This is a genomic window from Aerococcus kribbianus (genome assembly GCF_026805545.1).
Classification (GTDB): Bacteria; Bacillota; Bacilli; order Lactobacillales; family Aerococcaceae; genus Aerococcus; species Aerococcus kribbianus.
This window is the reverse complement of record NZ_JAPRFR010000001.1, coordinates 854,093-866,602: the sequence shown is the minus strand read 5'-3', so window position 1 is coordinate 866,602 and position 12,510 is coordinate 854,093. Positions and strand designations below refer to the sequence as shown.

Below are 12,510 nucleotides of genomic sequence, written 5' to 3'. Positions count from 1 at the left end.
TGTAAATTAGACTGAAAGTGTCTTATACACCACTTATATAGAAAGGAAGAACTTGAATGGACCCAAAAAATCATGAAAAATCAGTGACTAGCTCTCAAACACATCACTTGTCTCAGACACAAGGTCCAGAAAGTAGTGGCAAAGAAGTTCCTTATAAGTCCTATAATATTCAAATTTCTCGTTGGCAAGCTAGTCAAACGGTGGAAGTTTATTTGTATCAGAATTATTTAGAAATTATTTCCACTAATGATATTTTGGGCTTGATTCAAATTGGTGTTGAGCACATTATGATTCCATACCGAAAAATTGCTAGAGTGGATTTTGGTGAAAATTATAGTTTTCTTTATACGTTGGTAGGAATTGCATCGATAATTATCGGCTATTTAGTTGCCATACCAGGAATTAAGTGGCCCTTCATTATTGTAGGTGTCTTAACGATTTTTTCTTCCTTTAGAAAAGTTTTTTCTTTAGATGGTACGTTTTCGACGAGCTTGACTGCTCAAGGCATTTCATTTCCAATTTTACCTGTGAATCGTCAGGACTTAGAGGCTCTCTACGAAGATTTGAGGCAGCATCTTGGGGATTAGTTTCAGTCTTTATTGATAAGAGTCTGTGGCAGTAGAAGCTAAAATATAACAAATTAGAAAGCATAACTCCTAACAGGGATCATATAGGATTAAAGACTTGATTGGATGCTTCTGAAGGAAAAGTTGAGAGTAAAATTGATATTTAAATAAAATGACTCAGTTCCCATAATAAATTTAATCTATGATTTAATGACGCTGTATGTGGAAGCAGTAACCTTGTTTGAAAGATAGGGCTAATGTGAGATTAACTTTTTTACTGGTTGTTCATTTCGACTCCAGACGATGATTACTTAGATTTTAAATGATTTGCTACAAAATTCGTTTATCAATCACTAATGTAAGCGTTATTGTGATAAAATAAACATAGAAATGTCATTCGTCTTTTAAGGAGGTTTAAGATGGAATTACGTCGTCATTTTCTCAACCAATTAACGAATCAAGAAGTGGAAGCCTATCTCAATCAAGAGGATGTTGTTTTAGTGCCGTTTGGTCCAACTGAAGTCCATGGGGGAATGCCCTTAGATTGTGAAACAGTAGTGAGTCAGGGCCTAGCTCTAATTCTGGCCAAGCGTGTGAATTGTTTGGTATTGCCTAATATTCCTTATATTTATTCTGGTGCGACTGCTAGTGCTAGAGGAACTATTCAATTAACGGTTAAGGAATCTAGCCAGTTACTTTATGGTGTTGCTAAGAGTCTCTTACAGTCTGGTTTTACCCGACAAATTTATTTCTCCCTACATGGGCCAGCCCACATTCCTATGCAACCAGTCGTTCGTGATTTCTTTGACGAGACGGGTGTGGGTATTCTCTATATCGACATTGCTATGGCTCTGCAACAAACTGGCTTGTTTGAAGGGCCTGATATGCTGGCCAATTTTGACCGAATGATTTTGGCGGCCTATCTATTGCAGAATCGTTTGGATGAAGTGCCACTAACCACTGAATTTGACCATGAGTTTCCTAATGACAGTGGCCAATTTGGCTATTTAAAAAAACAAGCCTATGAGAGTGGCGCAATTGGTTATTATTTTGCTGATTTAGGGGAACATATGCCAACGACAGCCATTCCAGATGAAGAAACCCGTTTAAAACTTGCTAAAGAAGGGTTGCCAATGTTAGAAAGAGTTGCTGACCAAATTGATTTGCCAAGAATTTTGGATGAGATGACCATTCATGCAGACTATGTTGACCAAGTGCTAAACAGCCGGCCCAATAGTCCAGCTGCCTTCAACCAAAAACCAGGTCAAATCAAAAAGCATAGCAATGTTAAACGAAATGAGCCAAATACTGATGAAGCGCAATCAGACGTTAATCAAGCGACAAATCTAAAGCAATCCTCAACCAATAAAGCTAAGCGCCAACCACGTAAGCGCCAAAACCGTCGCAAAAAAGGTGGTCTCCCAGTTAAATTTTGGTAAGGGCAAGAGATGGAATCATTTTAAATTACTACGAATAAGTTAATGATAATTGTCCTAATACGAAAGGAAGTAATCATGGCTATACTTATCACGATTGATTATCAGGGTGAACAAGCCTCACGATTTGCTCAAGAGATGGTTGATCAAGGTATTGTGGATCGTATCCGGGCCCAAGAGGGGAATTTAGTTTATGACTACTATCTTCCTTGGGATAAGCAAGATGTGGTCAGACTGGTTGATGTTTGGGTGGATCAGGCTGCTATTGACCACCATCATGCTTCAGCGATGATGGAAGAAATCATTTCCTTGAGAGAGAAGTATCAACTAACAATGACGGTCAACCGTTATCAAATTAATCAAGACCAGGTTCCAGATAGCGACCAAGCTTTTATTAAAGATTGAGTTTATTTTAAAACCCCCAAGCTGATTGATTATGGTCAACTTGGGGGTTTTGTGATAAAAAATCAAAGAACAGTATAATTACTCATAAAAAGAGCTTAGCTTTATAGCCAAGCTCTTTTTAAATGCTTAAAGGGATTTTTATTTTGTTTCTAGGGCACCAAAAAATCGGATTTCAATATGGCGAATCTCTGCTTCGCGTTCTTGGTCTGTTAATTGCTGATTTGCTTTGAGGACGTCAATGCATTTTTGACATTGATAGGGCAGCCGTAAACGATTATAAATTATCCCGGCACTAGCAGGAACTTCAGGGTTTATTTTATCTCGTAGGCATTTGACCCGTTTCTCTATGGCCATTTCTAGAAAGTATAAGCGCTGTTCTAGCGTCCACTGAGAAAAATCAAACTGTTTGAAATGTGCCTTACCTGGTGTGTTGTCTAACTTTGTCATCAAATCACTCCTTGAATAATACTTATAATAAAAAAGCACAACCAGAGAAGTCATGCCTTACAAGGATAGACTTATCTCTCTCAATGAGTTGGATTTAGCACCTTACCTAGGGGCAGGTTGCTGAAGTTTCGTCGGGCCAATTCCCTCCACTTACTCTGGATAAGTTGTGATTGATTATTATAGTTAAAATACTAGCATACCAGTTAGACTTTGCCAATGGTAAATTTTAATAAGAAGGTGGGTCAAAAATCTTAGCTTTGTTTGATTTGTACTAATAGTTATAGATTGTGTTAATTGATTATCAAACTAACAGTGTACGGTCTATAAAAATTTTCTAAAAAATTGGCCTTGGGGTGCAAAATGCGAAGTAATGTGGTATATTTGTAACATAAAGATAAAAATAAATCACAAAGGAGACTTAAATGAATAAATCTAAATTAATGTATGGCTCATTAGGTTTATTGTCACTTCTTAGTTTAGTAGGAATTTTTACAGATCAGAAAATATTTTTATGCTTTTTTGCCTTCATAATACATTTTCAATATTTATTTAAAGAAACAGATGAAATGATGGAAGCTTATATGAATAAATCAGCGATGATATCTTTTTATGCGAATAGTATATCTTTTGTACTAGCCATGTTTATTTCACTATTCGTTCTAAATCATGAATTATACAAATCATTGATTTTTTCTTTAGCACTTTCTTGGTCGATATCGATATTAGTTTATACAATTCTAATCTTGAACTATGAAATTAGAGAAAAAATAGGAATAAAAAATGATTAAGAACAGAATAAAAGAGTATAGAGCTAAGCGAAATATGACGCAATTTGAACTTGCTAAGCTTGTTGGAGTTAGAAGAGAAACTATTGGAAACTTGGAGAATGGGCGTTATAATCCTTCGTTAGTTTTAGCTTGGGATATAGCGAAAGTGTTTGATGTGAAGATTGAAGATATCTTTAAAGTTATAGATGAATAGGAGGCTTTATGAGAGTTTTCATTAAAATAACATCATATTTGAAGTGGATAGGACTGTTGGGTTTACCCATATTTTTTTCTGATGCAAAAATTTGGAAATTTTTTTGGTTGTTTTGGTTATTTGCAATTATAGAGTTATTAATGATGCTACCAATTTTTATTCAATTATTGGGCCAATTAATAGGAATGTTTGCCATACCCATAATTAATAAACCAGTTCCCAATGTTGATAATTATAATAGCAAAATAGACTATTCACTACCATTTACAGGGGAATGGGCAGTTATAAATGGCGGAGTTGATACAGAATTATCTCATTCCTGGACGATAAACGCTCAAAGATATGCCTATGATTTTATAAAAGTAAATCGCGAATTAAAAAGTTATAGTGGAGATAGAAACATTTTAGAAAATTATTTGTGTTATGGCCAGCCAATAACATCTCCTGCAGATGGCATAGTCGTTGAAGTTTCCAATAAGTGCCAAGATAGTAAAATCATGCCAGATCACTCTACGGATCCATTAATAAAAGATATTAGAGGGAATTATATCGTTATTAAACATGCAGAAGATGAATATTCATTCATTGCACATATAAAACCAGATAGTTTTTTAGTACAAAAGGGTGACAAAGTAAAAAGATATCAAAAAATAGCTGAGTGTGGAAATTCTGGGAATACGACAGAACCTCACATACATTTTCATATACAAAATCGACAAGGTTTTGTATTATCAGCTGGACTTCCCATTAAGTTCAAAGACATAAATACTGATGAAATAAAAGATTATGACACCTATGATAAGAGAATAAGTAGTCCTAGTTTTGACTATTCTACAGCAAAAGCTAGCTATATTCACCGAGGACTTATTGTTAGTAACAAGTTTGAATAAAATTACTAAACATAAAAATTAGGATAGAAATAATTCCATATATCAGTCTTTTGAAAACTTATGAAATTTATCTATGCTACCTTCTCTAGCCACATAATAACGATTTCGTGAAGACGACTATAGAGATTAAAAACACTTATCTGAGCTTTCTGGGTAAGTGCTTATACTTTCATTTACTATTATAGATAGATTATTTCATTAATAAGTTATCTAATTGTTTAGTTAATGGGTTTTTCGTTTACTTATTCAAATAGTAAAAATTCTTCAAAGAAATGTAATTACCAATCTGGGAATGACAACTTATTCTGCAAATAAGCCACATTTCAGTGAAATGTTTCGCGATTCTTGAATGACTAACACCTTTAGTCAGATTCCAAAAGTCTGAACAGACTACCTTTTCTAAAGTTCTTTGATGACGTTTGCCATCCTTTGAGTTTTGGTCCAACGTTACATCACTAAATGACTCTTGCCACCCTTTCTCCGAATTAATAAAAGATTAAACTATCATCTATTATTGGTGGAGCTGATGACTCATTTGTTTAATAGGTTTTAACTGCACTAATATGAAACTGCTAGCAATCAATAAGAGACCAGCGATGATGAAGAGAAAGGAGATGCCCCGACCTGGGCCATTTCCTAGCCAGTGTCCTAACTGGCTATTAATTAAATGGCTAGATGAACTGGCCAAGGGGTCAAAAATAAAATCAGCCAAGGGGCCCGCTAGAAGATAGGCGACTAGGTAACCTAGTTGGGAGAGAAAAGAGAGCATGCCCCATGTACGACCTTGAATCGTTACTGGTATGATAAAGCGCATCAGGGTTTCCAAAGCAGTCGTCATTATTGGCAAGCTTGAAAAAATTAATAATATGGCGAGCGTCATGTACTGAAGCTTGTTACTCAGTCCTAATCCAATAATAAATAAACCACATAAGCAACTGGCAATGATTAGACATTTTAATTCTTGGGCAGATGGGATTCCCTTCCATCCAATTAATAGGCTAGCCATTAACATTCCTGTTGCCCCGAGCGAAATCACTTGGCCGAGATTTTGACTGTCACCAACTGTTAAGACTAGGGGTTGGATAAGCACCTGGATGCTACCTAGATAAAAAGTAATACAGGTGGAAAAAATCATGAGATAAAGGATGCCTGGATTAGTCTTTAGGTAGCTAGTTCCCTCTTTAACTTGTAACCAAATACTATCAGCTTGCTTGTTAGCTGCAAAGTTTCCTGGCCAACGTTTTCTTACTATTTGGGTGGTCGCAAGCGTTACTAGAATGGTCGAAATATCGATTAGTAAGGCAAGGTTAATGCCATTTGCTTGTGTCATTAGAAAGCCACCAATAACCGGAGCAATTAAAAATTTGGTCGATGAAGCTAGTTGGACTAAGCCAGACGCTTTGGCGTAGTCCGCTTCGCTAAGCATATCCGAGATGCTAGCCCGATAGGCTGGCTCAAGGAGCGCTTGAAAAATGGATGAGAAGCTGACAGCCAGTAGGGTAGACCAAATTGTTAATTGTCCCATGAGATTAAGGCTTAGGATAGCAATCAGTCCTAGGGAGCTCACCCCATCAGCAATCATCATGAGAAGACGTCGGTCCCAGCGATCTGCTAGGGCGCCAGCTAAGGGAGCCAGTAAAATACTGGGAAGAAAAGCGGCTAAACTCACCATAGAAATGGCAGTGGCTTTGTGCGTTAGGGTATAGACATGTAGACCCAAGGCAAAGGAAGATACCCCATGCCCGAAGACTGCGATTAGTTGCCCTATCCAAAGCAATAGAAAAGGACGAAAGGTTTTATTGGCTTGATGCATCGCTCTTCTCCTCCCTTAGATTCCTAAATCGGCCATTTTGCTTAGGACAACTTGATGTTTTTGATTGCTGTCGTCTTGTGTAAACTGGAGGTCAGATTCAATTTGTCCATCTTTCATAAATAAAATGCGTTTCGCTTTAGCGGCTACCATAGGATCATGGGTGACGAGTACAATGGTCATTCCATCGGCGTTTAAGTTTGTAAATAAAGTCAAAATATCCTGAGAATTTTGACTGTTGAGGGCCCCAGTCGGCTCATCGGCAAATAATAGCTTGGGTTGGTGGAGGATAGCTCGGCAGATGGTGGCTCTTTGTAATTGACCACCAGATACTTGACTCACTAATCGTTCTTCTAGACCGTCAATCCCCACTTTAACCATTAGGGCTTTGGCTTTTTGATAGAGAGCTTTTTTGTTGGACGGATAGTCATTGTAGCTAGCTAACACGATATTATCAATGAGGGGAATTTGGGGGATAAATCCTGCTTGTTGGAAAACGAAGCCCATTTCTTGCCGTCTAATTTGGGCTAAATTTCTTTCAGATAATTGTGCTAAATCTTGATTTTGAAAGAGCACTTGACCGCTATCAATGGTATCCATACCGGAAATGGTAAAGAGTAGGGTTGATTTGCCAGATCCAGAGGGCCCCATAATAGCAATAAAGTCTTGGTCTTGTATGCTGACAGAGATATTCTTGAGCACTTGTTTACGTCCTTTGCCTTCACCGAAGGATTTATTAATCGTTTTTGCTTGAAGTAAACTTGTCATCCTAATCACTCCTTCATGTATTTGGCAATGGGCATCGTTTTAATACTTCTCACACTGAGAGCAGTTGCTAGCATAACCCAAACAACTAGGACACTGATTTGTAAGAACCAGACCCACCACTCGGTATCAACAAAATAGAAGCGACCGATACCCAAAGCTTGCATAAATACGGAAACCAACCGTTCTCCTAGTTGCTGATTTAGCAGGAAGCTGATGAATAGACTCAATGAGGTGACTAAGGCCATACCAAAGTAATATTTATAAACGACTTCATTGTTCGGTATCCCTAATGCTTTTAGGTTGGCGTTAGGGATCCGATCCTTAATGACCATTAAGTGGTTAAAGAGAATCGTTACTAGTAGTAGTAATATCATAGCCACCAAGCGACTGCTTTTAGCAAGCTTGTTGAGATTATTTGCTGTGTCACCCAATACTTCTTGCCGGTAAGCATTTACACTAATGACTTGGAAATCGGGATACTGTGAAGATAAGTCTTCTAGTAATTTGTTGAGATTAGTGTCAGCTTGACTAGTGATATACAGATTAGTTTTAAGTGCCGGGGCTTGCCAAGCTTGCTCTAGTGTCTGACCAGTTCGACCACCATTAGTAATATCTGAGTAAATACCGACAATAGTCAGAGTAACCTGACCATCAGTTAACTGAAGTGTTAATGTATCACCAATGGTTTTATCTAATTCTTTAGCCAAAAGATAAGACAAGGCAATATCTCTGGTTGCTTGTGGCGGGTGCCCAGCCTGGTAGTTGATAGGAAATGTTTGCGGATTGCCATGTCGTAGCCATAATTTGCTGGATTGTCCGTCAGATAATTGAAAGGAATAAGTGGCCTGAGCTTGGAAATTATAAGCTTCAATACGTGGATCATCATCTAAAGTAGCTATCATGTTTTCTTGATCAATAGCAGTTAAATCTGAGGGAATAGAGAGCATAATATCGACATCACCTATACCCATATATTGAATAAACTCACGACTTTCTATACTGGAGGCTAACCGCTGAGGGAATAGCGTAATGAAACTTATCATAATAAGGATGAGTGTTAGGGTGAAGTAGCTCTTAAGACGATTGGCTAGATTGACCCAGGCTAAGTATCCTTGACTAGTGGAAACAAGCGGGCTAGTTAAGGATATTTTGATTATTTTCTTGTTACCTAATTGTTTTCTAAGATTAAATAATTGAGCGGGTGTCATTTTGCCATAACGGTTTAATAAATGATGGCTGTAGCCAATGACAAAAACTGTCACCAGCAAACTAGCTAAACAAGAGAGTAGGTAAGCAATAATTGGGCGGTTAGGGGTTCCGTAGTATAGGGAGATACGGTCTAGAATTAATGGACTGAGGCCAAGTGCTAAGCCAAAGCCTAATAAGTTGGCAACTAGACTAATAACAAGATATTTACTTATATACAGGTTTTTAACTTGAGTAAAGGGGAGACCAATTGCACGTAAGATAGCAATCTGTTGCTGGTCTTCTTCAAGTCTGGCTAGGAGGGTAAAGCGAATACAAAGAAAGCTAATTAAAAGGGTAATAAAACCAATTGTTGCCAAAAGGAGCAACATGATACCTTCTGTTAAGCCATTAATCAGTCGAATCAAAGGATAAGTGATAGTTGGGCCGTTGTTTTCAAGTTGGTGTTGACTATAATCACCTTGAAAGGTAGACAAATCGTCCAAATCGTTTAATAAGAACTCGATTAAATACTCTGTTTGACCTTTTTCTTGAATAATTGCCAAATCTTGGGGGTGGACTAGGAAACGCTTAGAGGAGGAAAGCGATGAATTCATTTGTACATCTCGGATGGGGCCTTGGATTTCTAATTCCAGGCCATTGACAGATAGAAGGTCGCCCTTTTCTAATCCTTCATTTAGATAATAACTTAGAGGAAGATAGACTTGACCAGGTGCTACTTGAGGCTTTTGATTATTTAAATCGAGCAAGAAGTCAAAATTAGCGTTTTGACTGGAGAAACCATTGTCTTGAGAATGATTAGTCCAATCTTGACCGTTAATGAGTAAATCATGGCTATCCACATTAACGAAATTCTGAACTTGGTAAGAAGCTACTGAGTGATGGTTGTTTGCAAAGTGATCTAGCCGATCGAAATCAACATCTCCCAGATGCATTTGAATAAAATGGGGAGCCTGGGCATCTACCATTAAATGATCAATGGCGCCTAGGAGCTGACAGCCAGATAGTGTGACCAAGCTAGCAAAAAAGCTAGCCATAAGGATAAAAAATAAGATGGTCGCACTAGATAATTTACTGGCTTTTAGGTCATTTATAATTAACGGTCTGTACATGGTCCTCTCCCCCTTGTGATAGTTATAAAGATTGGTGGGATGCTTAGTTAAGGGTATCCTTAGATTCAGTTGGATTTAATTGGGCAAAGGATGTAACGAGTAAATCTTTATCAGTGCCTAGGAGTATTTCCATATGCTGGAGTAAAACCAGTAATTTTTCCTGTCGTTCTTCTTCAGTGAGGTCTAGGTTATGGCTATCAATAACCTGGGTCACGTAAACCACCATCATCTCTAGAACTTCATAGGGATAGCTGGTATTAAACAAACCTTCTTTACAGCCTTGCTCAATAACAGGTAGTAGAATTGCCGGCAGTTGTTCTTGGAGCTGTCTTTCAATTTTATAATGAAGCAAGATGTTTTCGTCGCGATGGATATGGGTCATTAACTCGCTGCCTATTTGATCTTGAGCATTGAGAGAAGCAATGGTTAACCAGAGTCGATTTAAGATGGTTTTTTCTTTATTGTCAGCTGCGATTTTCGCTTGTTTGAGTAGGGACTGACTCATTTGATCAACTAGTGCATTAATGATGTCATCTTTAGACTTGAAATAGTGATAGAGTGTACCTCGTGCTATGCCTAGGTATTGGACAATATCATTGGTAGAGGTATGAGCTAGACCTTTTTCCTCTATTAAGTGTGCAGCAGCACTGAGAATTTCTTGGCGGCGATTTTGGTGTTTCATAGGCTCCCTTTCTATAAATCGACAACTTGTCGGTTTCTTTTCTTTATTGTATTACTATTAACAAGAGATTGCAAGACTGACTATAAAGGGTGCGACAAAAGTCGTTAAGAACAGAATCCTTGGACCAAAACGCGAAAGATGGCATACAGCCATCTAAGAGATTTTGGGAAAGGCAGTCTGTTCTGACTTTTAGAACCCGACTATAAGGATGTGAGCACAAGCGGTAAGAGCGAGAGATTTGAGCCAATAGGCAAAAGATACGAACTTAAATCTTTTAGCCTATTGGACAAATATCCGAAGCGCTTGCTTTTGCGAGCTCGACTATAAGGATGTGAGTCAATCGCGATAAGGGACGGACCATATCGGAAGGGGACAAACGATAGCCAAGCGTCTTTAGGAAACAGTCGAAAAGGTAATTCCAGGAACAGTAAAAAAGGCTGGAACGTTTGTCCCAGCCTTATTTTAGAGTAGTATTTCAATGAATGATTAAATTAAAAATCGAATGCGTCGTCTTGTTCTTGCCAAGCATTCTGCATGGCGCGGGCGAGAATTAGGCTGTCTTGAATGAGGGTTTGTAGACGGAAATACACGTCGTCATCGATCAATTTCTCATGATCGAAGGCAGTGTCATGAATGAAGAGATAGTTAGGCACGATACTTGCTTTGAGATAGGATAGTATTGGTTTTAATTGGATTTCGGGAATTAAGTAGTGTTTGTTAGAGCCGGCAGTGACCAAGATTCCCACAGTTTTTCTTTCCAGCGCTTTTTGAGGAAGTAGGTCAAAAACATTCTTCAGACTGGCAGGAATCGAGGCTTGGAATATGGGTGTACCAATGAAGATAAGGTCGCTGTCCATGACGGCTTGTACTAAACGCCCGGTGTCACCAGTGTAGTCGAGAAAATGGCGACCATCGCTAAACATTAAATCCAAATCCTGAACGTTTAAATAATTGATAGAAACTTCGGAGTCTGTAAAGTCAGACAATTGTTCATACAAAGCCTGCGTCGCAATCCGTGTCTTATTGCCGACATTAGACCCTGATAAAACTAAAATATTCATTATCATTTCTCCTTATTTTTTGGCAGTATATTTCTTTACCACTGGGACAACTTTTTCGCCTAAAAGATCAATGGTTCGTTTAATCGCATCCATTGGAACGCCACCGAAATCAATTTGACCGACATAACGTTGCATGCCAAATGCTTCATGTTGGTAAAGCAATTTATCAATAATGAGCTCGGGGTCGCCGACATTAATAATACTTCTGACATCCATTCCTTGGGCGAAACCGCGTTTGGGGAAACCTTGACCATTTGTACGCTTCATTCCTTCATTAATATGTGGGTAGTACTGACGGTAGGCTTCTTTGGTGTCTTCATGGAGATAGAGGAAACCGGCCGTGGCTACCGGAAGCTGGTCGACTTCCCAACCTGCTTGGGCCGCAGCTTCTCGGTAAAGGTCAATCGGTCGTTTAAAGACAGACACAGGACCGCCTAGATGGGCTTGATACATAGGAACGCCGGCTAGACCAGCTTTTTGCGCGGATCCTAATGAGCCGCCTACTGCTCGCCAGATGGGTAAGCCCCCTGATTGACGATCGGAACGCGGTAAAACATGAGCATCATTCAGTGGTGCCCGGAATTCACCTTGCCAGCTGACTTGTTTATTTTCATTGATTTGTAGTAGGAGGTCAAATTTTTCTTCAAATAGGGCCTCATAATCCTTCAAGTCGTAGCCAAGTAAGTCATATAGGCCGACACGTGATGCTCGCCCTGCAACCAGTTCCATCCGCCCCTTGGAAATATGGTCAATAGTGGCGGCATCTTCGAAAACACGAACAGGATCTGCTGTCGAAATGATAGTTGCTCCCGAAGTGAGTTTAATACGTTTGGTGGCTTGGGCAATCGCCGATAAGATAATCAAATGAGCTTGGGAAACGAAGTACTCTTGGTGAGATTCTCCAATTTGGAAGAGGTCTAAACCAGCCTCCTCTGCTAAAATTCCCATTTCAATGATTTCACTAATCCGTTGTTGGGTGGAAATGCGTTCGCCGGTATGGGGATTAGCTAGGTGGTCGCCTAGGGTATAGAGGCCAATTTCAATGCCTTGGCTAGTATCAATTGTGGGTAGGATGTGGGAATGGGAAGTCATAGTTTGGTCTCCTTCTATATAGGTGCGAGGTTTACGATAAAATTTCGATTTAGA

The 12,510-nt window shown here is 38.8% G+C and carries 13 protein-coding genes and 1 riboswitch; of the genes, 6 read left to right on the top strand and 7 right to left on the bottom strand.

Features of this window, described 5'->3' with window-relative positions; all coding sequences use genetic code 11:
* The first annotated feature begins 56 nt into the window (after positions 1 to 56).
* The 3 genes from OW157_RS04070 to OW157_RS04060 all read left to right on the top strand — a co-directional run bounded on the left by OW157_RS04070 (position 57) and on the right by OW157_RS04060 (position 2,407).
* A complete protein-coding gene (locus OW157_RS04070) occupies positions 57 to 587 on the top strand; it encodes a hypothetical protein (protein WP_268752060.1) in 531 nt (176 codons plus the stop codon).
* Between the two features lie 398 nt (positions 588 to 985).
* Complete coding sequence (locus OW157_RS04065) at positions 986 to 2,005, top strand: creatininase family protein (RefSeq protein WP_268752059.1); 1,020 nt, start codon at positions 986 to 988, stop codon at positions 2,003 to 2,005.
* Between the two features lie 75 nt (positions 2,006 to 2,080).
* Complete coding sequence (locus tag OW157_RS04060; RefSeq protein WP_268752058.1) at positions 2,081 to 2,407, top strand: putative quinol monooxygenase; 327 nt, start codon at positions 2,081 to 2,083, stop codon at positions 2,405 to 2,407.
* 138 nt (positions 2,408 to 2,545) lie between these two features.
* Here the strand turns inward: OW157_RS04060 and OW157_RS04055 are convergent, their stop codons facing one another.
* Complete coding sequence (locus OW157_RS04055) at positions 2,546 to 2,854, bottom strand: hypothetical protein (RefSeq protein WP_268752057.1); 309 nt, start codon at positions 2,852 to 2,854, stop codon at positions 2,546 to 2,548.
* A 68-nt stretch (positions 2,855 to 2,922) separates the two neighbouring features.
* A riboswitch (SAM riboswitch) is annotated at positions 2,923 to 3,020 on the bottom strand.
* A gap of 256 nt (positions 3,021 to 3,276) precedes the next feature.
* Between OW157_RS04055 and OW157_RS04050 the strand changes: the two genes are divergently transcribed.
* Genes OW157_RS04050 through OW157_RS04040 form a run of 3 tightly spaced genes read left to right on the top strand, consistent with a single transcriptional unit; the run spans position 3,277 to position 4,725 of the window.
* A complete protein-coding gene (locus OW157_RS04050; RefSeq protein WP_268752056.1) occupies positions 3,277 to 3,642 on the top strand; it encodes a DUF3796 domain-containing protein in 366 nt (121 codons plus the stop codon).
* Positions 3,635 to 3,835 carry a helix-turn-helix transcriptional regulator gene (locus tag OW157_RS04045; RefSeq protein WP_268752055.1) on the top strand — a complete coding sequence of 67 codons (201 nt, stop codon included), beginning with the start codon at positions 3,635 to 3,637 and terminating at the stop codon, positions 3,833 to 3,835. The genes OW157_RS04050 and OW157_RS04045 overlap by 8 nt, the downstream gene beginning before the upstream one ends.
* 8 nt (positions 3,836 to 3,843) lie before the next feature.
* A complete protein-coding gene (locus OW157_RS04040; RefSeq protein ID WP_268752054.1) occupies positions 3,844 to 4,725 on the top strand; it encodes a M23 family metallopeptidase in 882 nt (293 codons plus the stop codon).
* 511 nt (positions 4,726 to 5,236) lie between these two features.
* On the opposite strand, the gene OW157_RS04035 is transcribed toward OW157_RS04040, so the two are convergent.
* The 6 genes from OW157_RS04035 to OW157_RS04010 all read right to left on the bottom strand — a co-directional run bounded on the left by OW157_RS04035 (position 5,237) and on the right by OW157_RS04010 (position 12,456).
* Entirely contained in the window at positions 5,237 to 6,538 is a 1,302-nt protein-coding gene (locus tag OW157_RS04035; protein ID WP_268752053.1) for an MFS transporter, read from the bottom strand.
* Between the two features lie 15 nt (positions 6,539 to 6,553).
* The gene (locus OW157_RS04030) at positions 6,554 to 7,303 is read right to left on the bottom strand and encodes an ABC transporter ATP-binding protein (protein WP_268752052.1); all 750 of its coding nucleotides are present in this window, start codon (positions 7,301 to 7,303) and stop codon (positions 6,554 to 6,556) included.
* A gap of 5 nt (positions 7,304 to 7,308) precedes the next feature.
* Complete coding sequence (locus tag OW157_RS04025) at positions 7,309 to 9,621, bottom strand: ABC transporter permease (RefSeq protein ID WP_268752051.1); 2,313 nt, start codon at positions 9,619 to 9,621, stop codon at positions 7,309 to 7,311.
* Between the two features lie 43 nt (positions 9,622 to 9,664).
* On the bottom strand, positions 9,665 to 10,303 hold the full coding sequence (locus OW157_RS04020) for a TetR/AcrR family transcriptional regulator (RefSeq protein ID WP_268752050.1): 639 nt from the start codon (positions 10,301 to 10,303) through the stop codon (positions 9,665 to 9,667).
* Between the two features lie 491 nt (positions 10,304 to 10,794).
* Positions 10,795 to 11,364, bottom strand: coding sequence for an NADPH-dependent FMN reductase (locus OW157_RS04015; protein ID WP_268752049.1), 570 nt, complete (start codon positions 11,362 to 11,364; stop codon positions 10,795 to 10,797).
* 12 nt (positions 11,365 to 11,376) lie between these two features.
* Complete coding sequence (locus tag OW157_RS04010; protein ID WP_268752048.1) at positions 11,377 to 12,456, bottom strand: LLM class flavin-dependent oxidoreductase; 1,080 nt, start codon at positions 12,454 to 12,456, stop codon at positions 11,377 to 11,379.
* Between the last annotated feature and the right edge of the window lie 54 nt (positions 12,457 to 12,510).

What these genes read in the sequence shown, in the direction of transcription:
- OW157_RS04070 (WP_268752060.1), top strand. Translation starts at nt 57, where the DNA reads ATGGACCCAAAAAATCATGAAAAATCAGTGACTAGCTCTCAAACACAT.
- OW157_RS04065 (WP_268752059.1), top strand. Translation starts at nt 986, where the DNA reads ATGGAATTACGTCGTCATTTTCTCAACCAATTAACGAATCAAGAAGTG.
- OW157_RS04060 (WP_268752058.1), top strand. Translation starts at nt 2,081, where the DNA reads ATGGCTATACTTATCACGATTGATTATCAGGGTGAACAAGCCTCACGA.
- OW157_RS04055 (WP_268752057.1), bottom strand. Translation starts at nt 2,854, where the DNA reads ATGACAAAGTTAGACAACACACCAGGTAAGGCACATTTCAAACAGTTT.
- OW157_RS04050 (WP_268752056.1), top strand. Translation starts at nt 3,277, where the DNA reads ATGAATAAATCTAAATTAATGTATGGCTCATTAGGTTTATTGTCACTT.
- OW157_RS04045 (WP_268752055.1), top strand. Translation starts at nt 3,635, where the DNA reads ATGATTAAGAACAGAATAAAAGAGTATAGAGCTAAGCGAAATATGACG.
- OW157_RS04040 (WP_268752054.1), top strand. Translation starts at nt 3,844, where the DNA reads ATGAGAGTTTTCATTAAAATAACATCATATTTGAAGTGGATAGGACTG.
- OW157_RS04035 (WP_268752053.1), bottom strand. Translation starts at nt 6,538, where the DNA reads ATGCATCAAGCCAATAAAACCTTTCGTCCTTTTCTATTGCTTTGGATA.
- OW157_RS04030 (WP_268752052.1), bottom strand. Translation starts at nt 7,303, where the DNA reads ATGACAAGTTTACTTCAAGCAAAAACGATTAATAAATCCTTCGGTGAA.
- OW157_RS04025 (WP_268752051.1), bottom strand. Translation starts at nt 9,621, where the DNA reads ATGTACAGACCGTTAATTATAAATGACCTAAAAGCCAGTAAATTATCT.
- OW157_RS04020 (WP_268752050.1), bottom strand. Translation starts at nt 10,303, where the DNA reads ATGAAACACCAAAATCGCCGCCAAGAAATTCTCAGTGCTGCTGCACAC.
- OW157_RS04015 (WP_268752049.1), bottom strand. Translation starts at nt 11,364, where the DNA reads ATGAATATTTTAGTTTTATCAGGGTCTAATGTCGGCAATAAGACACGG.
- OW157_RS04010 (WP_268752048.1), bottom strand. Translation starts at nt 12,456, where the DNA reads ATGACTTCCCATTCCCACATCCTACCCACAATTGATACTAGCCAAGGC.